The organism is Acinetobacter sp. CAU_H_56 (assembly GCF_058599425.1).
In genome coordinates this window covers 2,147,936-2,170,358 of the sequence record NZ_CM178654.1, presented here as the reverse complement: position 1 = coordinate 2,170,358, position 22,423 = coordinate 2,147,936, and the positions used below count along the sequence as shown (strand labels likewise).

Below are 22,423 nucleotides of genomic sequence, written 5' to 3'. Positions count from 1 at the left end.
ACCCTTTAATTAAGTATGGAAAATGAACAAAATCATACAAGAGTGCAACAATGGCTCCGCGTACTCTTCATGAAATCACTTGATACTAATTGAGTGCGGTATAGAGGTGATGAACATGAAAAAAATGATATTACTGTCATCTGTATTGGCAGTAGCGCTAACAGGCTGTGTGGTTGATCCTTGGGATGAAGGTTATCGCGGTCATCATGATCGTAATGGACATTATGATCGGGATCGTGGTGATAAGGATTGGAAAAAACATAAAGATCATCGTGACTGGAAACGTGACAGAGGTGATCGGGACTGGCGTCGTAATCGTTAACTATTACCTTCCATTTATAAAAAGGATTTCTTTAAGGAATCCTTTTTTATTTGAGTGTTTAATATAAGTAGGTTTTAAGCCGCTTTTTTCTGATACAGCCCTGCGCGTACTGTACCGGCTTTGGTATTTTTAACTAAACGCCATGAACTTGGCAGCTTCAATGTGCTGAGTTCACGATCGGCTTCTACATAGATAAAACCATCTTCTTTGATCAGTGGATCAGCTTGAGCAGCCAGAGTTTCCCATAGATCCAGACTATAAGGCGGGTCTAGAAAGACCAGATCAAACTGCTGTTTCAGGCTGGTTAATGCTTGTTGTGCTGTCGCAATTTTAAGTTGCGCACGTGCTTTGGTGACTTTGAGTAATTCCAGATTTTGGGTGAGGAATTGCGCCTGAGTACGATCAGGTTCAATCATCACCACTGAAGCTGCACCACGTGATAATGCTTCAAAAGATAAAGCACCTGAACCGGTACACAGATCCAAGACACAGGCATTCTGGACATCCCACATCAGCCAGTTAAATAAAGTTTCACGCACACGGTCAGGTGTGGGGCGTAATCCTTCGATACTGGCAAAAGCCAATTGACGGCGTTTCCAGTCACCGCCAATAATTCTAAGTTGGTTTTTCATGAATTATTCCTGATCGTCATTGGCTGCAGGAGCAGAGCGAGAAGTTGCAGGTTGCGGATTGTTTGGCTGTGCGTGGGTCGCCTGACTGCCTTCTTGTGTTGGGGTCGCATTCGGATCAGCACTTAACAGATTCGGTCCACTTGGCAATTCACCCGGTTTAATACCTGCTGTCATGAGACCGCCACTAATTTGATGGCCGGCAGGGTGAATTGGATTTTTATCGCGAGACAGTAACCAGTAATCAAATAACGGTTTAGCCAGTTGTGCAGCAGAACCACCATGTCGACCATTTTCCCAGACAACGACTACTGCAATTTCAGGGGCTTCAGCAGGTGCAAAACCCACAAATAGACCATGATCCAGTTGGCGTTCAGTCAGCAGGGCTTCATTATAGCGCTTACCTTGCGCAATACTTTTCACCTGTGCCGTACCGGTTTTACCTGCGATTTGATACATCGGTGTGCGGATTCTGCGACCTGTACCTGACTGAACCACATCGATCATCGCATCACGCATTTTGATCCAGTCGTCTGGTTGACCGTTAAAGTCGATTTTACCATTGGTAGCATTATGTACGGTGAAAGGTTTGGCACCTTTGCTTTCACGCAGTACGTGAGGCGTAACATGTGAGCCTTGATTCGCCGTAATAGCAGTTGCCATAGCGAGCTGTAATGGTGTGGCGGTAAATGCACCCTGACCAATACTCACTGAAATGGTTTCACCACGTGACCATTTGGATTTACGGGTACGCATTTTCCATTCAGGACTTGGGTAAAGACCTGAACTTTCACTTGGTAAATCCACACCGGTTTTTTCGCCAAAGCCGAACTGGCGCATCCAGCTATTCATTTTTTCAATGCCCATGCGGTAGGACATGACATAGAAATAGGTATCGCAGGACACCACTTGCGCCTTATGCAGATTCACAGCGCCATGACCGGTTTTTTTATGGTCACGGAAGCGGTGACTATCGCCCGGTAAGGTAAAGTACCCCGGGTCAGAAATCGCTGTACTCCAGTCGACCAGTCCATAATGCAGACCGCCCATACCAAACATCGGTTTGATCGTTGAACCTGGAGGATAAGCCCCTTGAACAGCACGGTTATAAAGTGGTTGATCTAAACTGTCACGAAGGCCTGAATAGTCTTTGCTACTAATCCCGGTGACAAATAAATTAGGGTTAAAACTTGGACTGGAAACCAGCGCCAGAATTTCACCTGTACGTGGGTCAATCGCGACAATAGCACCACGACGACCGGCCAGTTGTTCAGTGGCAATGGTTTGTAGACCATAATCCAGTGATAAATACAGATCATTACCGCGTACCGGCTCTTTACGGCCTAAGTGACGCAGAACATTACCGAAAGCATCAGCCTCAACAGATTCATTACCCGGCACACCATGTAAGAGATCTTCATAGTATTTTTCTACCCCGATTTTCCCAATCAGGTTAGATCCGGCATAGAGATCCTTATCAATTTCTTTGAGTTCTTTGTCATTAATACGGCCGACATAACCAATCACATGCGCGAAGAGTTCACCATGCGGATAGTAACGCGTCATCTGGGTTTCAATATTAACGCCCGGAAATAGATATTTTACTTCACTAAAACGGGCAATATCATTTTCATTCAGATTCAGCTTGATCGATACCCGCTCAGTTTTACGCGCCGTTTTGATTCGTGCCTGAAAACGTTCAATATCTTCTTCGGTTAATTCCAGAATCGGTGTAAGACGTTTCAGCGTATCATCAATATCCTGAACATCAGCGCGGCTTAAAGTCGCTGTAAAAACCGGGTAATTATCAGCAAGTAAAATACCGTTACGATCGTAAATATAGCCGCGTGCGGGCGCTAAGGGCTGCAGGCGAATACGGTTCTGGTCAGAAGCCGTAGAGAAGGTTTCAAAATTAAAAATTTGCAAATAGGCATAGCGGCTGACCAGCAGCAGCATAAAGAAAATCACAATACCGACAGAGATCCAGACCCGACTGCTATAGATGCGCTTTTCTTGTTGTGCATTTTTTAAAGGAAAGTGCTGCTTCATACGCGATCGACTTAAGACCAGAGGGAAAGGAATCAAAGTGGAGTATTCTAGCGCAACTGTACGGGATTTGATAATGAAAAACTGGCTGTAGCAATTCCTGTGTTTAAACTTTGACTTTGCAGACATGAAAATTGTAAAGTGCTGTATACAAGAGTTTTAATAATTCTGATAAAGTCAAAATTAAATAAAAATAGGACTCTACCAAAAACTATAATTAAGGAAGATGGTGAAGGAATGAACAAAGTTTACCCTTTGTTGGCATTTGCATTCTTTGCAAATGGGGTATATGCACATGATCAAGTGAATAATACGGCAAACAGAACTGAGGATCGTGAGCCTAAAGCTTTTAATGTTGGGGTCGGATTTACCCAGAAACTTATCCATCTAAACACTGAATGGGTGAATCCTTATGGGATTGCTTATGTGAAAGGTGGTGCTTTTCTCAACGATGATCGTACAGTTGGAGCACAAGTCGGCTTTCGTTATCCAGCTCACCTCACCGGCAAGGACAAAAATGGTTATTATGTAGGGGCTTATGCCGGTCATATCGATAGCAAACAGGTGGATGGCAAATACGAAAGCCGTTTAGGTGGGGGTATTGATCTGGCGTATGTTTTGCTTAGTTCAGAACGGATCAGCAGTTTTAGTATCGGTATTGGGGCGGGGGAGAAATTACAGGACAGTAATGGTCGCGTTGTAGCCGAAACTGAACCCAGACTACAATTCTCCTATACTTTAAGTATCGGTTTATAGACAAAATATTCAACTTTATTAATACCTGTATTCTGTGAACAAAAAATTAAATATGGAATTTATGCATGCTTGAGTACGTCAATGAATTGTGGCAAGCCTTCTTGAATCGCCCAGATTTTTGGGCAGTGCTCAGCATTATCCCGGTGACCGCATTCGTAACATGGGCTCACGTGTGGATGGCGCTAAAAATGGTGTTTTATCCAATTAATTTTTGGGGTTTTCATGTCGGGCCTGTTCCTGTTGGCTGGCAAGGTATTGTGCCGCGTAAAGCTGGAAGAATCTCTGGAATTATCACGGATAATACCTTGTCTAAACTCGGGTCTATCCAAGAGTTCTTGCAGGCAATGGACCCGGATGATATGGCACGTATTATCGGGGAACAGGTCGGTTTTGAACTAGAACATCTGATTGATGAAGTCATGATGGACCGAAATGCAGTTCTGTGGGAAAACTTGCCTTATTCAATCAAGCGCCGTATTTATGCACAAGCCCATAAACAGCTGCCACAGGTATTAAAAGAATTAGTGACTGAACTGACCATGAACGTCGAGTCACTGGTCGATATGCGCGACATGGTGGTCAGTCAAATGGAAGGTGATCGCCGTTTAATGGTGCGCATGTTCCTGAAAGTCGGGCAGAAAGAAATCAACTTTATCTGGCATATCAGTGCCCTGATCGGGATGTTCTTTGGCCTGTTCCAGATGGTGGTCTGGTTTGTGGTGCCATGGCACTGGACCGTACCGTTCTGGGCTGCTATTTGGGGCTTCCTGACTAACTGGATTGCGATCTGGATGGTGTTTAATCCGGTAGAACCGCACTATATCAAATACCCGCAATTCTTTAAGCGTACAGTCGATCATAGATTCCCTTGGATCAAGCCGGTGATTCCTCGAATTGGCACCTATAACATACAAGGCGCATTTATGAAACGTCAGGAGGAAGTCTCTGACGTATTTGCCAGTGTAGTCACAGAAGATCTGATTACGCTAAAATCGATCATGACAGAAATGATGTATGGTGGTAAAAAAGATAAAACCCGCCGTATTGTCAAACGTCATATTAACGAAATTATGGAAACACCGCTGGTTCGGACCTCTTTACAGTTGTCTTTAGGACCAAAAGAGTATGCAAAACTCAAGACAGACTTGATCGATCGCTCGATTGAAATTACGATGGTGCCTGTAAGCGACCCTGCGTTTAATGCGAGCCGTGCACAGAAGATCTACCAAATGTTTAGAGACCGCATACGTGATTTGACGCCTAACGAGTTTCAGAATCTATTACGTCCTGCTTTTCAGGAAGATGAATGGATCTTGATTGTCCTGGGGGGAGTTACCGGTTTTGTTGCGGGTTTAATCCATTTGTTTGTGGCTTTCTTATAATTAGATGCCAAAGAGCAGCACACGTTTTGGTCGTGTGAAGCTGGGTATCTTATACATAGTTAAAAAATGAGGATGTTTATATATGCGCATTATCTTACTCGGACCACCTGGAGCAGGTAAAGGTACACAAGCTCAGTTGATCTGTAAGCGCTACAATATCCCACAAATTTCAACCGGTGATATGCTCCGTGCTGCAATTCGTGAAGGAACTGAATTAGGTCTACAAGCTAAAAGCGTCATGGACAATGGCGGTTTGGTTTCTGATGAATTGATCATTGGTCTGGTCAAAGAGCGTATTGCACAACCTGACTGTGCAAATGGCTGCATCTTTGATGGTTTCCCACGTACGATTCCTCAAGCTGAAGCGCTGGAAAAAGAAGGCATTGCAATTGATCATGTAATTGAAATTGATGTGCCGGATGAAGAAATCGTTCAACGTCTATCTGGTCGTCGTCAACACCCGGCGTCTGGTCGCGTTTATCACATCGTTTACAACCCGCCAAAAGTGGAAGGTAAAGATGATGAAACTGGTGAAGATCTGGTACAACGTCCAGATGACCAGGAAGAAACTATTCGTCGCCGTTTAGGTTCATACCATACTGAAACTGAACAGCTGGTTGGCTTCTATCAAGGCCGTGCAGCTTCAGGCGAAAATGCACCGACTTATGACAAGTTAAACGGTCTACGTCCAATCGAAGAAGTTCAAAAAGATCTTTTCGCGATTCTGGATCAAGCAAAATAATCGGTTTCCGATCATTTTGACTTTCAAAGAGCCCTAAGTCATATTAGGGCTCTTTTTATTGTATTGTTCAAAAGGATCTGCTGTGAAATTTGCTGTATTGGGATTGATGATTGTATTTCTGGCAGTACTGTTTGCGCTGTTCTATGTCAGCTTCAAGATGCTGAAAAAAGTACGTCAGGAAGAACGTGCCGAAAATGTCGGTAAGGTGCCTGAGCGTCAGTTGCATCCTAAATTACAGGCCGAGCTTGAACAAAAGCGTAAGCAAGAACAAACTGAGCAAAATAAAAAATAAAAAACTTTTCGAATACTTAAATTAAAAAAGCTGAACCTAAAGTTCAGCTTCAATATTTTTCACCGGTATTGCGCGACCTGCGCCAAATTCAAAACGGTCGGGCCAGTTACAGACATCAGCGACCACACATTCATGACACTTCGGTTTACGTGCGATGCAGCAATAGCGACCATGTAAAATCAACCAGTGATGTGAATCAATAATAAATTCTTTTGGAATCACTTTGACCAGACGATGCTCGACCTCAAGCACGTTTTTACCCACCGCCAAACCGGTACGATTACCGACACGGAAAATATGCGTATCCACAGCCATGGTGGGCTGGCCAAAGGCGGTATTCAGCACCACATTCGCTGTTTTGCGTCCTACACCGGGTAAGGCTTCCAGATCTGCACGATTGTCCGGTACCACGCTGTTATGCTTCTTGATTAACATTTCACAGGCTTTAATGACGTTCACAGCTTTGGAATTATACAGGCCAATCGTTTTAATATATTCCTTCAGCCCATCCACACCAAGTGCATAAATTGCTTCCGGTGTATTGGCGACCGGAAACAGTTTATCGGTGGCTTTATTCACGCTTACATCCGTAGCCTGGGCAGACAGGGTCACCGCAACCAGTAATTCAAATGGGCTGGAATAGTTCAGTTCAGTTTTCGGATTCGGACGCTGTTCACGCAGGCGCTCAAAGAAAGTCTGAATCTGTTTTTTAGTCATGTTTTTTACAGGCTTAGCTGTTACTGTTGTCATGATCTTATCCCTGTAAAGCCTGTAATTGCTGCGTCAGTTCTTCAAGTTGCAGACGTTTGCGTGCATCCTCACGAACAGAAAGCTGTTTTTCTAACTTTTTGATTTGTGTGCGTAATTTGGCAAGCTCAATCGTGGTTTTGGCATCAAGTGTAACCACTTCATCGGTTGTTTTTTTCACGATTTCAATGACAGGAACCTGATCGACCTGAGCAGAGAACTGGGCAAACAGGGCAGTATTAATCTCGGCACGAACGACAGGTCCCTTACGGTCGATGCGACGTTTTTCTTCGCGTTGAATATGCGCGTAGTAACGTTTGCGCAAGTCATCCTGTTCAGCAATACGTTGAGCTTCAGTTGGCAAAGGCTGAAGATCTTCGACTAGATCAATACAGTCTACCGGGCAAGGCAGAATACACAGTTCACAACCGGTACACAGGTCAGTGAGGACGGTATGCATCAATTTGCCTGAGCCAATGATCGCATCGACCGGGCAAGCACTGATGCATTTGGTACAGCCAATGCATTCATCTTCACGAATGATGGCTTTCATGCGCTGAGGACGACCATCCGTCTGAATGGGCCAGACACTTTCTTCAGCGGGCAGTTTAGAACGATTTAACAATGCTGCCAGAGCATCAGCGACGGGCTGTCCACCCGGTACACATTTATTGGCATCTTCGCCCTCAGCAATGGACTGAGCATAGGGCAAGCAGCCATCACGATGACCACATAAACCGCACTGGGTTTGGGGCAATAAAGCATCAATAGACTGGACTAGAGAGATTTGCGAATTCATGAATAACCTAGGCTGCTCGGGCTGAGCCTTAGAGTGAATGAAACAAAATATGTCAATTTAATGATTTTAACATGTTTTTAAGGAACTAAGTTATGCACGATTAAGGGTCACTTTGTGCATTATTATTAGGCATAAATTAACAATTAAGCATTGATTCAATTGGCATTTAAGTACACAGAAAAAATATTCATAATCAATATAAATAATTGTTATCAAATTAAATTTAAACTATTTTTCAAAAAAGTATTGTAGATTAGTTACAAAAGATATTTAATATTTTGCGCCAAAATTTAACATTGATTGTAAATTTGACCAATTTTGATCCATTTTCTGCTGAGGATTAAGCGTTGAAATACAACACACTTAATGAGTTCCTAGATTACGTAAAATCACGTGATGCACATCAACCCGAATTTCTTCAAGCTGTAGAAGAAGTGATGACCAGTTTGTGGCCATTCATTGAAAAGAATCCACAATACGCAGCACATGGTTTACTAGAACGTCTAGTTGAACCTGAGCGTGCGATACAGTTCCGTGTTGCTTGGGTAGATGACCAAGGTCAAACACAGGTTAACCGTGCGTTCCGCGTACAGTACAACTCAGCGATTGGTCCATTCAAAGGTGGTATGCGTTTCCACCCGTCAGTGAACCTTTCTATTTTGAAATTCCTCGGTTTCGAGCAAACTTTCAAAAATGCCCTGACTACATTGCCTATGGGCGGTGGTAAAGGCGGTTCTGATTTTGATCCTAAAGGCAAATCAGAAGGCGAAATCATGCGTTTCTGCCAAGCGTTAATCATCGAGCTTTATCGTCATCTTGGTTCTAATACAGATATCCCAGCGGGTGATATCGGTGTGGGTGGCCGTGAAGTTGGTTACATGGCTGGTATGATGAAAAAACTCAGCAATGACACTTCATGTGTATTCACTGGTAAAGGCCTGACTTTCGGTGGTTCTCTGGCTCGTCCAGAAGCAACTGGTTACGGTACAGTGTATTTCGCTGAAGAGATGCTGAAAACTCGTGGCGAAAGCTTCAAAGATAAAGTGGTAACAATCTCTGGTTCTGGTAACGTTGCGCAGTACGCTGCTGAAAAAGCAATGTTCTTGGGTGCTAAAGTTGTTTCTCTATCTGACTCTGCGGGTACTGTTCACGTTAAAGACGGTTTCACTGAAGAGCTTCTTGCTGAAGTGATGGAACTGAAAAACATTAAACGTGGCCGTATCTCTGAATTTGCATCTAAACACGGTTTTGAATACCTTGAAGGTCAACGTCCTTGGGGTATCAAATGTGATATCGCGCTTCCATGTGCGACTCAAAACGAACTTGATGCGAATGATGCAGCAGCGCTTCTTGCAAACGGCGTAATTTGTGTTGCTGAAGGCGCGAACATGCCTTCTACACTGGATGCAGTTGAGAAATTCGTTGAAGCGAAAATCCTTTATGCTCCAGGTAAAGCATCTAACGCCGGTGGTGTAGCAACTTCTGGTCTTGAAATGTCTCAAAACGCATTGCGTTTAGGCTGGACTTTCGAAGAAGTTGACGAACGTCTGCATGCGATCATGAAAGAAATTCACCGCAACTGTGTGAAATACGGTACTAAAGAAGACGGTACTGTAAACTATGTAGACGGCGCAAACATCGCTGGCTTCGTAAAAGTTGCTGATGCAATGCTTTCTCAAGGCGTATTCTAAGTCTGACTTAGTTTAAGCTTGAAAAAAACCGAGGTGAATGCCTCGGTTTTTTTATGTACAGTATTTATCTTTAAAGAGTGCCTTTGACTGTTTCACGCTCTACAGCCATGTCGAATACATAGGCATATTTAGACTGGTCAGCTGCCGGATTTTTAATTTCATAACGTTTGACCCGAATAATCTGACGCTCATTCGGTGTATGCTGAAAACCTTCAATCTGATCGTAAAATAAAGTCCAGTCTTTATCGACTTGAGTCTTTAAGCCTTTTTCATCATATTTGATTTCTTTTACTTGCAAGCAGGTTTGTTGAGCTACACCCGTACAGGCTTTAGTCTGTGGTGAAACTTCTAGGAAAATAGTTTCTGCCTGACCTTGGTATTTGGTTTCCGGTGTCATTTTTCCGGTAAAGACATATTTTTGACCATCTGCTGCAGTAATACTCAGTTTTGGTTGATTGGCATCACTTGGATCCAGGCTAAACGGAATATCACGCTTTTGCAGAAGCTGGCTGATAAAACGTTCCTGTTCCATTAATGGTGCATCACACGCCATCATGGTACCCATCATGTCACCCGTACTCAGGGTATTATCTTTAACATTCCAGTTCGTACCAAGGCCATTACAGCCAGAAGCTACACTCAGTCTGCCTTGCTGGTCAAAGCTCAGAACAATCGGGCGTTGCAGCCCACGATCAAGTTCCCAGGTATAAGCGGGTAAAATTTGTGTAGGCGTTTTTAATGTGGTGGATAGAGTAGAAATAGCCGGATCTCCTGAAGTGGCAGGAAGATGAGAAGATTGACATGCAGTTAAAGCCAAAGGGAGCAGGGCAAGCGCAAAAATACTGAATTTCATTGGTTTATATTCTATGTGCTAAAGTTTCAACGTGATTATAATCAAGAGATTAACAAAAAATATGGATACAAATCGTAGCTTTTGCTAACAAAATGTATCCAAATTAAAAAGTCAGATTTTAAATAAGCGGAGCTATCGGTTAGTCAAAACGGTAGATATCCATTCCCAAAGCGCCCATCGTAAAACTGCTATGCACAATACTGAAACGGTTGCCGGTACCCATAGCAAAGAACAGTGGAGCAAAGTGTTCCAGCGTTGGGTGATTACGTTTTAACTGAGGAATAGACTGCCAGTCCAGAACGGCATCAAAATCGCTATGGGTTAATTTATTGGCCACATAGTTACGGAAGGTCGATGCCCATTCCGGAACTTCATCGCTATTTCCCTGCCAGGACAATTCACGCAAATTATGGGTAATACTCCCTGACCCGATCAGGAAAACCTGCTGCTCACGAAGGGGCGCCAACGTCTGGCCAATCTTGTAAATCTCTTCTGCACTCATCGACATTGGTAAAGAAATTTCAACCACCGGGATATCTACTTCTGGATACATATGTAAGAGCGGCATCCAGACGCCATGATCACGCGGACGGGTGCTGTTGGCATGTGCAGAGAAACCGGCATTGACCAATAGACCCAAGACTTGCTCAGCCAGCTCTGGATTGCCGGGAGCAGGGTAGCGTAACTCATATAACTCGGGTGGAAAGCCACGGAAGTCATGCCAAGTTTCAGGACGAATACCTGTATTGACTTCCAGAGCTTCACTTTCCCAGTGTGCCGACATAACAATGATGGCAGTTGGACGTGGCAGATTCAGGCTTAAACGGTGCAATGCCGGGCCAACCTGCTCAGGATTGAGCGCGAGCATGGGAGAACCATGAGAAATAAATAAGCCGGGCAAAGTCTGTAAGTTCATAAGTCAAACCACATTAATTCAATGTTTTAATCATGCAATAAAAAGGGAAGCAAAGGCAGGGGTGATTGTTCAACAAAACGTTGCATAATCAGAACGCATCCACAGATCAGCCTGCACGGTGATAAGGATGATTATGGTTGATGCTCATGGCGCGATACAGTTGTTCAATCAGCATTACACGGACTAGCGGATGTGGCAAGGTGAGTTTAGACAGGGACCAATGCCAGGCTGCTGCTTTTCGGACTGCTTCAGAATGGCCATCTGGCCCACCAATCGCCAAGGCAATATCATGACCTTCCAGCATCCAGCCTTTCATGGTTTCAGCCAGTTTTTCCGTACTAAACTCACGGCCACCGACTTCTAGTGCAATCAGGAATTCATTCTGTTTTAAGGCATTTAAAATACTGTCACCTTCAATATTCCGGTATTTCAGAATATCGGCTTCAGAATCGTTTTTGCCCCGTTTCGCCATCGGCAATTCAACCACCTGAGTCTGTACAAAAGGCTGGATACGTTTGAAATAGTCTTCAAAGCCTGTTAGCACCCAAGCCGGCATTTTCTGGCCGATGGTTAAGATACGGATTTTCATAGAACTGGATCAATAATTAGATACTTCATTATAACGATCAAACAACACGAAGTTGAGCTAGGGAAACAAATTGAAATTGAAATCATGAATTTAATGTTGCTTTAATATCCATGATTCAAGTATCCGCTTGATAATAAAGGAATGGATAATAAGAAATGCGGACCAGTCTCATTATTAAAAGATATTGTATTTTTCTACTAATTATTCTCGGTTTAACCAGTTTAGGCATGAGCTTTGCTGCGCCTGCAAATTTTTCCTCCAAACAGGCTCAGCCAGAACATCTGGAACTGTTTATCAAACAGATTATCAGTGTGGACGAATACCGGAATTTTAAAAATACCAGTGAATTAAACCGGGTTTCAGCCTGGCTTAAAGAACAGATGCGTCTGCTGGGTATTCCATGCCAATTTCAAAACTATATTGTAAATAGCCTAAGCTATAGAAATGTGGTGTGTCAACTGAATGCCAAAGCCAAAACCAAACTGGTTATTGGCGCGCATTATGATGTCTTTAGTGATCTGTATGGAGCAGATAACAATGCTTCCGGTGTGGCAGGGGTACTAGAAACAGCCCGATTGTTGGCCTTACAGAAGTCAAAACTCAAACATAATATCGAGTTCGCTTTCTATACACTGGAGGAGCCACCATATTTCAAGACTGAACATATGGGAAGTTATTTGCATGCCAAAGCATTAAAGGCCCAGAAACAAAAAGTGAAAGGTGTCATTATTCTGGATTCTATTGGCTATTATGATGAAAATCTGGTGCAGACCTATCCGACAGGATTGAAATGGATCTATCCACGGCATGGTAACTTCATTGCTGCGATTGGATATTTGACATCAGCCGGTTTGACAGGAGATTACTGCACGTCCATGCAACGTTTCAAGCGGCTAGACTGTCAGCGTTTTATTAGTCCGGCATTTGCTCAGGACATGAATTTTTCTGGTTATCTGAATTATGCTAAGTTTAACTATTCAACCATGTTGATTACAGACACAGCGCATTATCGTAATCCTTACTACAATACTGAGCAGGATACCTTAGATAAACTGGATCTGACCAAGATGGCTCAGGTCGTGAATGGTTTGGTCGATATGGTGATTCGCTTTTAATTGTCTTCACCTGGATACAAAAACACCCTGCCAGAGCAGGGTGTTTTTCGAAGTCTTTAGGTCTTAATGACGTGCAGCTTTAGCTTCTTCGCTCGCTTTTACAATCGGTGGTTTTACCAGTGCTTTCGGCATATCGATCAAAGCCAAAGGTAAAATCTCATCAATCGATTTCACAGCTTTGATTTCTAGGCCTTCTTTTACATTCTCAGGAATTTCCGCAAGGTCGCGAACGTTTTCCTGTGGAATGAATACCAGTTTGATGCCACCACGGTGCGCAGCAAGCAGTTTCTCTTTCAGGCCACCAATACGCATTGCACGGCCACTTAAGCTGGTTTCACCTGTCATCGCAATATCTGGACGAATCGCAATACCGGTGAATGCAGACACTAGAGCAGTCGTTAGTGCCAAACCTGCAGATGGACCATCTTTCGGAGTCGCACCTTCTGGTAAATGCACGTGCACATCAGTTTCTTCAAAGCGAGACGCTTCGATACCTAACTCAGCCGCACGGGTACGAACGACAGTCATGGCAGCGGTAATCGATTCTTTCATTACATCACCAAGTGAACCAGTGGTAATGAATTTACCTTTACCAGGTACTGCTGCAACTTCAATAGTCAGTAACTCGCCACCCACTGAAGTCCAAGCCAAGCCATTCACACGGCCGATTTGAGCTTCTTCTTCCGCCATACCGTAGTCAAATTTATGTGGACCCAAGTAATCTGGAAGATTACCCGCATTCACTTCAACCTGAAGATTCTTAGCTTTCTTGCTAACCGCTTCTTTCACTACCTTACGTGCAATTTTAGACACTTCACGTTCAAGGTTACGAACACCGGCTTCACGAGTATAACGACGCACGATGTCACGAATCGCTTCTTCATGCACAGTCAACTCTTTAGCACGTAAACCATTGTTCTTAATTGCTTTAGGAACAAGGTAACGGTCAGCAATGTTAACTTTCTCTTCTTCGGTATAACCAGGCAGACGAATCACTTCCATACGGTCCAAGAGGGCCTCAGGAATATTCATGCTGTTGGCAGTACAGATGAACATCACTTCTGACAGGTCAAGATCCAGATCAAGATAGTGATCGTTGAACTTGTTGTTCTGTGATGGATCAAGTACTTCAAGCATCGCAGAAGCTGGATCACCACGGTAATCTTGAGCCATCTTGTCGATCTCATCGAGCAAGAACAGCGGGTTTTTCACGCCAACTTTGGTCAATGATTGCACGATCTTACCTGGCATCGCACCAATGTAGGTACGACGGTGACCACGAATTTCAGCTTCATCACGTACACCACCCAGGGCCATACGTACAAACTCACGACCAGTCGCTTTGGCAATCGATTCACCTAGTGAAGTTTTACCTACACCCGGAGGACCGACCAAACACAGGATTGGACCGCGTAATTTTTTCACGCGAGACTGAACCGCTAGGTATTCCACAATACGGTCTTTGACGTCGTCCAGACCATAGTGATCGGCATCCAGTATTTCCTGAGCTTTGTTCAGGTTAATGCTAACTTTGCTGGCTTTGTTCCAAGGGGTATCCAGAATCACTTCCAGATAGTTACGAACTACTGCAGCTTCGCTAGATGCCGGTTGCATTGCTTTGAGCTTACGGAACTCAGATTCTGCTTTCTTACGCACATGCTCAGGCAGATCAGCTTCAGCCAGACGTTTTTCGATTTCCGCAACGTCATCTTCCGCACCGCCATTCATATCGGAAAGCTCGCGCTGAATGACTTTCATTTTTTCATTCAGGAAGTATTCGCGCTGATTCTTTTCCATCTGGCGTTTAACAGAATCATGCAAAGTCTGTTCAATCTGCTGTTCTTCAGACTGTTGCAATAAATACGTCATCAACTCAGTTAAATGTGCATCGAACTCGTCGTATTCCAGGAATTTCTGTTTCACTTCGATATTCAAAGGAACACGGGTCGCTACGAAGAATAACAGTTGCAGCAAGTCTTCGATTTTATTCGCAGCTGCAATCAGCTCACGAGCATTACGAAGTTTTGCTTCAGCATACTGAGCGAACAGGGCACGCAGCTCCTGCAAGCGCGTAGCTTGAGTTGTTTCATCGACTGATACAGTCATTGGGCTAAGTTCATGCTCAGCAGTCAAATACTCATTTTCATCAATGATGGTTTTGAGCTTGGCACGATACAGTCCTTCAATCAGGACTTTAATACAGTTTTCATCATTTTCGTGATTCACAACTTGCACAATCTTCGCGACAGTACCGTATTGATATAAGTTGTCGTGATCAATTTCTTCTGTAAGCGAATCTTTTTGCGCAACTACAAATACTAGATTGTCACTGTTACGAGCCACATCAACTGCATTGATCGATTTTTCACGACCGACAAATAGCGCAATTTGCATGTGTGGGTACACCACCACATCACGTAGCGCCAAAAGTGGTAATACACTTGGAACCTGAGGCTCTAAGGTTTCTTGATTCATAATAATTTCAGACATGGGCACTCCTAATGAGTGACAACGGTGTTGCCATATTTTTAATAGTGATGGGTAATTTAAAAATTACAAGGGCTATAGCGACTAAATTGTATAAAAAATGACTAATTATGTGATTTTAAAGTACTTATGTATTTGGAAATACATCATTTAACGCTTAAAACGTTGTAAAAGTGTAGGCGTAAGCAGGGCATCTAAAGGTTGATCCCAAGCTTCTCGAGTTAAAGGCTGTTGGATCAGCTGAAAGTCATGCGCCAGTCCAAGACGAAAAGGACGATGCGGTGCAGTTGCCAGCGTACGATCATAATAGCCACCACCCATACCAATCCGGGTGCCATATTGATCACAGGCTAATAATGGCATAACTAAAAGATCCAGTTTTGAGACATGCAGACCACGTGTAGCCATGGGTTCACGCATTCCCAAGCGATGATGAGCAAAACGCTGGGAACGATACTGATTTTGACTAATTTCTACCCACATGAGCTGCTGATTCATATTGCAAATATTGGGGAGATAAACCCGTTTATGATGCTTAAAGCAGTATTCAATCAGCGCCTGAGTCCGAACCTCACCGAAAGCATCCAGATAAACCCCCACAGATTTGCTTGCATGAAATTCTGGCAAAGTCCGAATCATATTCAGGATACGTTGTTGAGTCTGTTTTTGGGTAAATTGAGAGAGTTGACGGCGTTGTTTACGTAGCTGTTTGCGAAGTTCGGAAAGATTCATCGTCGTCATAAATATGGTCTTCAGGATTTTAGGGCATTAGATTAATAAAATGCCATAACTTAAATAGAAGGTAGCAATATAGCGAGTATTATAGGCATCTGTATGAATTTTTGATTAAATTTTAAAAATAATGAAACATTTATGATGAATGAATCGATCTGTGTTTAGATCTAGTCAACTTTTTAAAAGACAAAAAAGGTACGGGTATAGGACGCTAAACCAGGAAAAATGCAATAAATTTGAGATTTAGAAAAGAAGAAAAATAATGAAATATTTTGAGAAAAATAGAAGCACTCCGAGGATGCCGCTGCATGTCATTACCCTTGAACCCTAAAGTTCAAGGTGGACGAGACGCATACTTGCTGGGTTTCCCATACCGGATGGGCATACACTCTAAATATGCAGAACTCAATCCTAAGATTTAAATATCGGCTCAGGGGAATCTGACCCGCTGGCGAACATCTCAGAGTTAGACTAAGTATAAACGATAATGCTGATGTGGCAACTCTATGCTGTTCGTGAACTGTAAACAGTTTAGTCGAACGACCGAAGTTTAAACAAAAAACTCGATTATTCAGTTAGTTCTTCAACTTCTTCCAAAATAGTTTGTAACAAACGTTCGCAGTGCGCATATTGTTGCAGGGATTTATTCATCGTCAATACTTCCTGCATCAGTTCCAGTGCCACCATAATGATCAGTTTACTTGGTTCCATACGAGGTGCTTTACGGCGAAATTCATCGTATTTTTCATTGAGTAATTGCGCTGCACGCTGTAGTTCATCCTGCTGATCCGCAGTGGAGGCCAGACGGAAACTGTGACCCAATACCTTTAAGTCGATTGCGATTTGTTCACTCATGATGAAGCTTCCTCAGTCACTTCAGTAGGATGGGCCAATTGCTGAATTTCCTGTGCATTTTGATCCTGGGCTGTTCCCAAAATTGCCAGACGTTGAATAATGGCTTCAACTTTAGCTTTGGCATTTTCATTTTTCTGGGTAAGACGTTCTGATTCCTGATTCAGGCGCTGAATTTCCTGCTGGGCATGACGCTGTTCCAGCAATAACTTTTCTTTCAGCACACGTAATTCATTGCGTTCAGCCAGAATTTCCTGAAAACGGTTCTTTAGATCAGTACAACTTTTTTCCAGACGGCTATAACGATCTGCCAGTGCTGTAGCATCCTGGTTTAAATGCTGAAACTGGTTACGTGATTCTGTCAGTTGCTGATTGAGGTTCTGGATTTCTTGTTGTTTTTGCGCAATAAAGCTATTTTTTTGTTCAATTTGAGTTTCATGTTGCACGCTCGAAGCCTCTTGCTTCTCACGTAAACTGGTATTCTCACTTTCAAGTTGTGCAAGTCGCGTTTTTAAAACGCCAATATGCACTTGTAGACGCTGTAATTCTTCTAACATATCGAGGTCGCACAGTGTTGCAAACAAAGGTAATATATAAAGCAGTATAGAGATTGGATAAACGAATGCAAGACGATATTTCAGGTTGGTCAGAATGGTACCGCAATTTTTCTTCAATTGAAGAAATTTCTAGCCCAAGCGAACTGCATGGTTTGCTTACCGGAATTGTCTGTGTCACTCAGGCACCTTCAAGTGATGAATGGGTACAGATTCTAGAAACGCTAGATGTCCCTGAACTGAATCCTGAAGCATTAGAATTGTTAACGGGTGAGGCAGAAGACATATTTCATGCGCTGTCTGAAGATGAACTGGATTATCTGCCATTACTACCAGATGATGAGCATAGCTTGGCTGAACGCGTTCAGGCATTGGCTGACTGGTGTGCAGGCGTAGTGCTTGGTTTTGGCTTGGCCTCAGGTCATATCCGTAATGATGAAATGGAACTGATTGAACATTTACAAGATGTTGCAGCAGTCGAGTTTGAAGATTCTGATGACGATGCCGAAGGCGAAGAAAGCTATCAGGAGCTGTATGAGTTTGTTCGTCTGATTCCGGTAAGTCTGTCCGTCGGTCGTAAAAAAGTAGAGGTTGAAGAAACACCTTTATTGCAGAAATTCACGCAAAAAGCACCAGCTCCAGCTTCTGCGACTGAAGCGCAATCTGTAGTTGAAATTTTCTCGCCGAAACGTCCGAGTTAAGTTCAAGCGGTTCTAAACACAAATTAAAAAACGGTTCTGAAAACCGGCATATTTTTTGCTGACTCTTCTCATGAAGATGATAGTAAATTAATCTAACCTATTTTCAGGACCAAATTTTAAATAACAGTAGCAATTGATAAGAAGTAAGGTGTAATGAAGAAACTGACTCAAGCCGATTTTCAGGAACGTCGTGACATCCTCGCAGGGGAAATGGGATTACGTAGTATCGCGATTATTGCCACCAGCCCGGTTGCCCTGCGTAACCGTGATGCAGATTATAAATACCGCGCGGACAGCAGTTTCTTTTACCTGACCGGATTTGCTGAGCCTGAAGCAGTTGCAGTCATTGAAACGTTTGATACTGAAGAAGAAGGTTATACCTATAGTCTGTTCTGCCGTGAACGTGATCGCGAAATGGAAATCTGGAACGGTTACCGTGCTGGAGTGGATGGCGCCGTTGACGATTATGAAGCGGACGAAGCTTATGCGATTGATCTACTGGATGAGGAAATTCTCACCAAACTTCAGAACAAAGATAAACTTTTCTACAGGATTGGTCAAAATGCCGAATTTGATGCACGTGTAGCTAAATGGATTGCAACAGCCAGTGGTGAAAGCCGCCGTGGTAATTCTGCACCGGCACAGATCATGCAGCTGGATCGTATCGTTGATGAAATGCGTCTGCATAAAGATGAAAATGAAATTGAACTGATGCAGCTTGCATCAGATATTTCTGCAGAAGCGCATACACTGGCTATGCAGAAAGTTCGTCCAGGCATGATGGAATATGCTTTAGAAGCTGAACTGAATTATGTCTTTGGTAAAAATGGCTGTGTACCATCCTACAACAGTATTGTTGGTGGCGGTGAAAATGCCTGTATTCTGCATTATGTGGAAAATGACAAAGAACTGAAAGATGGTGATCTGGTTCTGATTGATGCTGCCTGTGAATATCAGTTTTATGCTTCGGACATTACCCGTACGTTCCCGGTGAATGGTAAATTCAGCCCGGAACAAAAAGCTTTATATAATGTCGTATTGGATGCACAGATTGCTGCGATCAATGCAGTTCAAATCGGGAATTCTTATAAAGAGCCGCATAATGTGGCAGTTCGCATTCTGGTTCAAGGTTTACTTGATCTTGGGATTATGCAGGGGGAGATTGACGAAATTATCCAGACTGAAAGTTTCCGCCAGTTCTATATGCACGGTACTGGGCATTGGCTCGGTATGGATGTACATGATGTAGGTACATATAAAGCTAACGGTGAATGGCGTGCATATGAAGAAGGTATGGTCGTGACCGTTGAGCCAGGTCTTTATATTGCGCCAGATGATGAAACTGTAGATGTTAAATGGCGTGGTATCGGAATCCGGATTGAAGATGATGTGGTTGCTACCAAAAATGGCCCACTAGTGCTAACTGCAAAAGTTGTGAAAACCGTGGAAGATATTGAAGCCTTAATGGCCAAAGCCCATGCTGCTTAAATGAAAGATATAAAAAAGCCGGTGATCTCACCGGCTTTTTTATATAGTAGAAAGTTAAAAATGTATTCGTGAATGATAGTAATTTTTTAATTTATTGATATTAAAATGAATATTTATAAAATTTTAAGAAAAAATGGATTAATTTCTTAGGCAATAAGTTATCCAATAGCTAGATAGAACAAAGATACTATCGAGAAACATGCAAGACTTTTACTTACGTTAATCGCGACTTATTCAAATAAAATTAACTTTGTTAAAATTGAGAATTATAAGATGACAGGAATTCAACACAGCAATTGAGTTTTTAGCATCAAAGCAACATCTTAATTCCGATTTCGTTCTCATACTTGACCTGTTCCTTAAATAAACTCAAAGAAGAGCAGGAGAAAAATGATGAGACTAAATACGCTTGACTGGATTGCTTATGCTTTAGCGATTATTGGTGGCATCAACTGGGGTCTGGTTGGTGCATTTAACTTTGATTTAGTCGCTGCCATCTTTGGTGAAATGAGTGCACTATCTCGAATTATCTATGTATTGGTTGGTTTGTCTGCCTTGTATCTGATCTATACTGGTACAAAATTGGGTCGACGTGATGTACATCATGAGTCTCAAGCTCGAGTAGTACGTTAACTGACTAAAAGTTAATTGAAGTCATTGATATTTTTTAATTAACTGATTTCTATAACAGATTAGTTAATCTAAAAGATATAAAGGACATTTAACAGAAACGGAGCTTAAGCTCCGTTTTTAGTATTTAAATTTTTGATAATGTCTAAAGAGATCAAAAAATATCTATAAGTTTTTTCTATCGACCGGATAAAAATACCTAAAGAAGTTAAATGGTTCTTTGCCTAATTTAATTAACCTTTTTTCTAAAACTAGATACGTAATAGAGCCTGCCAAGATCGAAGAGGTAATAAGTATAGAGCTAAATAGGTAAGGGTTTAATATATTGAGTTTGTTTAAAACCATAGCAACTGGGCTTAAAGTAAAAGGATGAATCAAATATAAAGAGTAAGATGAATCTCCAAGATGATTAAAGAATCTTAAAATTAGTGATTTAGTTTCTGTGATTAAGTCTTCTAAAGCTACGCATCCAACAAAAATGAAAAACATTGGGATCCCGATTTTTAATGATCTCAAGGTGATGAAATCAGGTAGTTTATAAAAGTTTTGATAGGCTAATAGGGAAGCACCGACAAGAATCATAAATGTAGACATTAATCGGGAAAGACTAGTATTTTTTATAATGATAAATGCCAGCACGCCTAAAGCGAATTCAAGCAAAAGATTATGGGTTAAAAACATCAGAAATTCAGATTTTGGTTGGAGTATTAAACCTATAGCCACAACAACTGAAAAATATAGAATGATAAAAAGATATTTATATAAGTCTTTTAATAAAAAGATTAGGAAAAAAGAAAATATAAAATAATAATAAAATTCGTAGCTTAAAGTCCATCCATTATTAATTAAAAATTTACTGCCATTCGGAATTAAAAAGAAGGATTCGAAAATTCCTGTTTCACCACCGGATGAATTTATAAGATTTGGAGAAATGAGAAATACAATTAAAGCAAAAAAACTGAGAACCCAATAAAGAGGAATGATTCGGATGAATCGGTTTCTCATGAAATTTAGAAAATTAACTTTTTTATTATATGTTGTATAACACATAATAAAGCCAGAGATGATGAAAAATAAATCAACACCAGAACCGCCTATGTGATACCACTGAAGCGTATCAACATTGTATTGTTGTCCTTTAAAGGAGGTATGGCTTATAACTACCATTAAGGCAGCAATCCCCCTAAGAAATTGCACTGAATAAAGCATAGTTATTATTTTATTAAAGTATTTAATTTAAACTATCATACTCAATGTTTGTCTAACAAATATACCTAGTGAAAGACCGTGAATATTACTGATTATTTAATCTAAAATTATTACGGTTATTTTTATATAAAAGTAGCCTATTTTACAGGAACTCAAATATTCACTAGAGTTTTAGAAACTGGTAAAAAATGAACTTTTTATTAATTATTATTATTTATTAACCCGCTTAAAATATGTTTCAAAATTTTAATAAAAAGTAAAAGTACTCAGCTTAATAAAAGAAATTCTAGAAACCATTGATGAATCAATTCAAAGATCACCTATATATTATCTACTTCATACCAAAACTTGGGAATTTTCTATACATAAATGAAAGATATATTTAGCAGTAATTGCTAAGATTTCTGTTTAGAAATCTTGGTACTATATTCAAATTTTTAATCATTAAATAATAAAAAACCCCGGCATCCTGCCGGGGTTTTTCGTATTGGTTAGCTTGGTATAACTCCTGTCGTACCTTACTGTCCTTGTGCTTATCTATTGTTATTCTTATATGGAACTCCCTGTTCCTGATGTAATCATCATATGAAAATTCATTTAACTAAAATAGGGGTAAAGAACTTGAATAGCTGTAAGTCAAAGAGTACACAATTGATTACTAAATAGGCATGTTTTTTTGTATTATTTAGAAATTAAAAACAATTACCCTTATAAAAACATTATGAGAAGAGCGGTGGAAGAATATACATACTCTTAATAAGTTGCTGGAGCTCGACTTAGACTGTCGTTTCTAAATTGAACAGCGCGACTCATTTAATCCTTTCCTTCATCTTTGCTGGCTTGCTGATGTTCTGGCAAAGATAACTGGTGCTCAAATTACATGAGTAT

The 22,423-nt window shown here is 41.7% G+C and carries 22 protein-coding genes and 1 other RNA gene; 10 read left to right on the top strand and 13 right to left on the bottom strand.

All coding sequences use genetic code 11. The features are described 5' to 3' along the window. The first annotated feature begins 115 nt into the window (after window positions 1-115). Window positions 116-322, top strand: coding sequence for a hypothetical protein (locus tag AC4MCC_RS10350; RefSeq protein WP_004782913.1), 207 nt, complete (start codon window positions 116-118; stop codon window positions 320-322). 74 nt (window positions 323-396) lie between these two features. Here the strand turns inward: AC4MCC_RS10350 and rsmD are convergent, their stop codons facing one another. Continuing rightward, the gene (gene rsmD / locus AC4MCC_RS10345) at window positions 397-954 is read right to left on the bottom strand and encodes a 16S rRNA (guanine(966)-N(2))-methyltransferase RsmD (protein ID WP_125278716.1); all 558 of its coding nucleotides are present in this window, start codon (window positions 952-954) and stop codon (window positions 397-399) included. Window positions 955-957: 3 nt separating this feature from the next. Continuing rightward, entirely contained in the window at window positions 958-3,000 is a 2,043-nt protein-coding gene (gene mrdA, locus AC4MCC_RS10340) for a penicillin-binding protein 2 (protein ID WP_491885234.1), read from the bottom strand. Window positions 3,001-3,234: 234 nt separating this feature from the next. Here mrdA and AC4MCC_RS10335 point away from each other — a divergent pair, with 234 nt between their 5' ends. From AC4MCC_RS10335 to AC4MCC_RS10320, 4 genes are all read left to right on the top strand, one after another. Next, window positions 3,235-3,753 (top strand): hypothetical protein, encoded by a 519-nt coding sequence (locus tag AC4MCC_RS10335; RefSeq protein WP_419363326.1) that lies wholly within the window; start codon window positions 3,235-3,237, stop codon window positions 3,751-3,753. Window positions 3,754-3,818: 65 nt separating this feature from the next. Further along, complete coding sequence (locus tag AC4MCC_RS10330) at window positions 3,819-5,135, top strand: DUF445 domain-containing protein (protein ID WP_419363328.1); 1,317 nt, start codon at window positions 3,819-3,821, stop codon at window positions 5,133-5,135. A gap of 82 nt (window positions 5,136-5,217) precedes the next feature. Beyond that, window positions 5,218-5,877: an adenylate kinase gene (gene adk, locus AC4MCC_RS10325; RefSeq protein ID WP_004782907.1), complete on the top strand. Its 660-nt coding sequence runs from the start codon at window positions 5,218-5,220 to the stop codon at window positions 5,875-5,877. Window positions 5,878-5,959: 82 nt separating this feature from the next. Next, window positions 5,960-6,169: a hypothetical protein gene (locus tag AC4MCC_RS10320; protein WP_419363330.1), complete on the top strand. Its 210-nt coding sequence runs from the start codon at window positions 5,960-5,962 to the stop codon at window positions 6,167-6,169. A gap of 36 nt (window positions 6,170-6,205) precedes the next feature. On the opposite strand, the gene nth is transcribed toward AC4MCC_RS10320, so the two are convergent. After that, window positions 6,206-6,919 carry an endonuclease III gene (nth, locus tag AC4MCC_RS10315; RefSeq protein WP_419363332.1) on the bottom strand — a complete coding sequence of 238 codons (714 nt, stop codon included), beginning with the start codon at window positions 6,917-6,919 and terminating at the stop codon, window positions 6,206-6,208. A gap of 4 nt (window positions 6,920-6,923) precedes the next feature. Beyond that, window positions 6,924-7,715, bottom strand: coding sequence for an RnfABCDGE type electron transport complex subunit B (locus AC4MCC_RS10310; RefSeq protein WP_491885233.1), 792 nt, complete (start codon window positions 7,713-7,715; stop codon window positions 6,924-6,926). A 347-nt stretch (window positions 7,716-8,062) separates the two neighbouring features. On the opposite strand from AC4MCC_RS10310, the gene gdhA reads away from it, so the two are divergent. Continuing rightward, on the top strand, window positions 8,063-9,406 hold the full coding sequence (gdhA, locus tag AC4MCC_RS10305; RefSeq protein ID WP_419363336.1) for an NADP-specific glutamate dehydrogenase: 1,344 nt from the start codon (window positions 8,063-8,065) through the stop codon (window positions 9,404-9,406). A gap of 70 nt (window positions 9,407-9,476) precedes the next feature. Here gdhA and AC4MCC_RS10300 read toward each other — a convergent pair whose 3' ends face one another. From AC4MCC_RS10300 to rlmH, 3 genes are all read right to left on the bottom strand, one after another. Further along, on the bottom strand, window positions 9,477-10,259 hold the full coding sequence (locus AC4MCC_RS10300; protein WP_491885232.1) for a DUF4377 domain-containing protein: 783 nt from the start codon (window positions 10,257-10,259) through the stop codon (window positions 9,477-9,479). A gap of 139 nt (window positions 10,260-10,398) precedes the next feature. Further along, window positions 10,399-11,175 (bottom strand): DODA-type extradiol aromatic ring-opening family dioxygenase, encoded by a 777-nt coding sequence (locus AC4MCC_RS10295; RefSeq protein WP_419363340.1) that lies wholly within the window; start codon window positions 11,173-11,175, stop codon window positions 10,399-10,401. Between the two features lie 106 nt (window positions 11,176-11,281). Beyond that, a complete protein-coding gene (rlmH, locus tag AC4MCC_RS10290) occupies window positions 11,282-11,764 on the bottom strand; it encodes a 23S rRNA (pseudouridine(1915)-N(3))-methyltransferase RlmH (protein WP_419374391.1) in 483 nt (160 codons plus the stop codon). 155 nt (window positions 11,765-11,919) lie between these two features. Between rlmH and AC4MCC_RS10285 the strand changes: the two genes are divergently transcribed. Further along, a complete protein-coding gene (locus AC4MCC_RS10285) occupies window positions 11,920-12,879 on the top strand; it encodes a M28 family peptidase (protein WP_419374392.1) in 960 nt (319 codons plus the stop codon). Between the two features lie 63 nt (window positions 12,880-12,942). Here the strand turns inward: AC4MCC_RS10285 and lon are convergent, their stop codons facing one another. The 5 genes from lon to AC4MCC_RS10260 form a co-directional block, all read right to left on the bottom strand. Further along, complete coding sequence (lon, locus tag AC4MCC_RS10280) at window positions 12,943-15,369, bottom strand: endopeptidase La (protein WP_034703702.1); 2,427 nt, start codon at window positions 15,367-15,369, stop codon at window positions 12,943-12,945. A 147-nt stretch (window positions 15,370-15,516) separates the two neighbouring features. Further along, window positions 15,517-16,098, bottom strand: a complete 582-nt coding sequence (locus tag AC4MCC_RS10275; protein WP_491885852.1) for a 5-formyltetrahydrofolate cyclo-ligase — start codon at window positions 16,096-16,098, stop codon at window positions 15,517-15,519. Window positions 16,099-16,386: 288 nt separating this feature from the next. Next, window positions 16,387-16,571, bottom strand: a non-coding RNA gene (ssrS, locus tag AC4MCC_RS10270) — 6S RNA. Between the two features lie 97 nt (window positions 16,572-16,668). After that, window positions 16,669-16,956 (bottom strand): cell division protein ZapA, encoded by a 288-nt coding sequence (locus AC4MCC_RS10265; RefSeq protein WP_005234746.1) that lies wholly within the window; start codon window positions 16,954-16,956, stop codon window positions 16,669-16,671. Further along, a complete protein-coding gene (locus AC4MCC_RS10260) occupies window positions 16,953-17,510 on the bottom strand; it encodes a hypothetical protein (protein ID WP_004782884.1) in 558 nt (185 codons plus the stop codon). The genes AC4MCC_RS10265 and AC4MCC_RS10260 overlap by 4 nt, the downstream gene beginning before the upstream one ends. 65 nt (window positions 17,511-17,575) lie before the next feature. Here AC4MCC_RS10260 and AC4MCC_RS10255 point away from each other — a divergent pair, with 65 nt between their 5' ends. From AC4MCC_RS10255 to AC4MCC_RS10245, 3 genes are all read left to right on the top strand, one after another. Further along, window positions 17,576-18,208 (top strand): UPF0149 family protein, encoded by a 633-nt coding sequence (locus AC4MCC_RS10255; RefSeq protein ID WP_034170482.1) that lies wholly within the window; start codon window positions 17,576-17,578, stop codon window positions 18,206-18,208. Window positions 18,209-18,361: 153 nt separating this feature from the next. Further along, a complete protein-coding gene (pepP, locus tag AC4MCC_RS10250) occupies window positions 18,362-19,696 on the top strand; it encodes a Xaa-Pro aminopeptidase (protein ID WP_491885231.1) in 1,335 nt (444 codons plus the stop codon). A gap of 393 nt (window positions 19,697-20,089) precedes the next feature. Beyond that, window positions 20,090-20,329, top strand: coding sequence for a DUF378 domain-containing protein (locus tag AC4MCC_RS10245; RefSeq protein WP_034703714.1), 240 nt, complete (start codon window positions 20,090-20,092; stop codon window positions 20,327-20,329). 162 nt (window positions 20,330-20,491) lie between these two features. Here the strand turns inward: AC4MCC_RS10245 and AC4MCC_RS10240 are convergent, their stop codons facing one another. After that, window positions 20,492-21,493, bottom strand: coding sequence for an acyltransferase family protein (locus tag AC4MCC_RS10240; RefSeq protein ID WP_491876018.1), 1,002 nt, complete (start codon window positions 21,491-21,493; stop codon window positions 20,492-20,494). Window positions 21,494-22,423: the final 930 nt, after the last annotated feature.

Excerpts from the sequence above, each read along its gene's own strand:
- AC4MCC_RS10350 (WP_004782913.1), top strand. The coding sequence starts at position 116 with ATGAAAAAAATGATATTACTGTCATCTGTATTGGCAGTAGCGCTAACA.
- rsmD (WP_125278716.1), bottom strand. The coding sequence starts at position 954 with ATGAAAAACCAACTTAGAATTATTGGCGGTGACTGGAAACGCCGTCAA.
- mrdA (WP_491885234.1), bottom strand. The coding sequence starts at position 3,000 with ATGAAGCAGCACTTTCCTTTAAAAAATGCACAACAAGAAAAGCGCATC.
- AC4MCC_RS10335 (WP_419363326.1), top strand. The coding sequence starts at position 3,235 with ATGAACAAAGTTTACCCTTTGTTGGCATTTGCATTCTTTGCAAATGGG.
- AC4MCC_RS10330 (WP_419363328.1), top strand. The coding sequence starts at position 3,819 with ATGCTTGAGTACGTCAATGAATTGTGGCAAGCCTTCTTGAATCGCCCA.
- adk (WP_004782907.1), top strand. The coding sequence starts at position 5,218 with ATGCGCATTATCTTACTCGGACCACCTGGAGCAGGTAAAGGTACACAA.
- nth (WP_419363332.1), bottom strand. The coding sequence starts at position 6,919 with ATGACAACAGTAACAGCTAAGCCTGTAAAAAACATGACTAAAAAACAG.
- AC4MCC_RS10310 (WP_491885233.1), bottom strand. The coding sequence starts at position 7,715 with ATGAATTCGCAAATCTCTCTAGTCCAGTCTATTGATGCTTTATTGCCC.
- AC4MCC_RS10300 (WP_491885232.1), bottom strand. The coding sequence starts at position 10,259 with ATGAAATTCAGTATTTTTGCGCTTGCCCTGCTCCCTTTGGCTTTAACT.
- AC4MCC_RS10295 (WP_419363340.1), bottom strand. The coding sequence starts at position 11,175 with ATGAACTTACAGACTTTGCCCGGCTTATTTATTTCTCATGGTTCTCCC.
- rlmH (WP_419374391.1), bottom strand. The coding sequence starts at position 11,764 with ATGAAAATCCGTATCTTAACCATCGGCCAGAAAATGCCGGCTTGGGTG.
- AC4MCC_RS10285 (WP_419374392.1), top strand. The coding sequence starts at position 11,920 with ATGCGGACCAGTCTCATTATTAAAAGATATTGTATTTTTCTACTAATT.
- lon (WP_034703702.1), bottom strand. The coding sequence starts at position 15,369 with ATGTCTGAAATTATTATGAATCAAGAAACCTTAGAGCCTCAGGTTCCA.
- AC4MCC_RS10275 (WP_491885852.1), bottom strand. The coding sequence starts at position 16,098 with ATGAATCTTTCCGAACTTCGCAAACAGCTACGTAAACAACGCCGTCAA.
- AC4MCC_RS10265 (WP_005234746.1), bottom strand. The coding sequence starts at position 16,956 with ATGAGTGAACAAATCGCAATCGACTTAAAGGTATTGGGTCACAGTTTC.
- AC4MCC_RS10260 (WP_004782884.1), bottom strand. The coding sequence starts at position 17,510 with ATGTTAGAAGAATTACAGCGTCTACAAGTGCATATTGGCGTTTTAAAA.
- AC4MCC_RS10255 (WP_034170482.1), top strand. The coding sequence starts at position 17,576 with ATGCAAGACGATATTTCAGGTTGGTCAGAATGGTACCGCAATTTTTCT.
- pepP (WP_491885231.1), top strand. The coding sequence starts at position 18,362 with ATGAAGAAACTGACTCAAGCCGATTTTCAGGAACGTCGTGACATCCTC.
- AC4MCC_RS10245 (WP_034703714.1), top strand. The coding sequence starts at position 20,090 with ATGAGACTAAATACGCTTGACTGGATTGCTTATGCTTTAGCGATTATT.
- AC4MCC_RS10240 (WP_491876018.1), bottom strand. The coding sequence starts at position 21,493 with ATGGTAGTTATAAGCCATACCTCCTTTAAAGGACAACAATACAATGTT.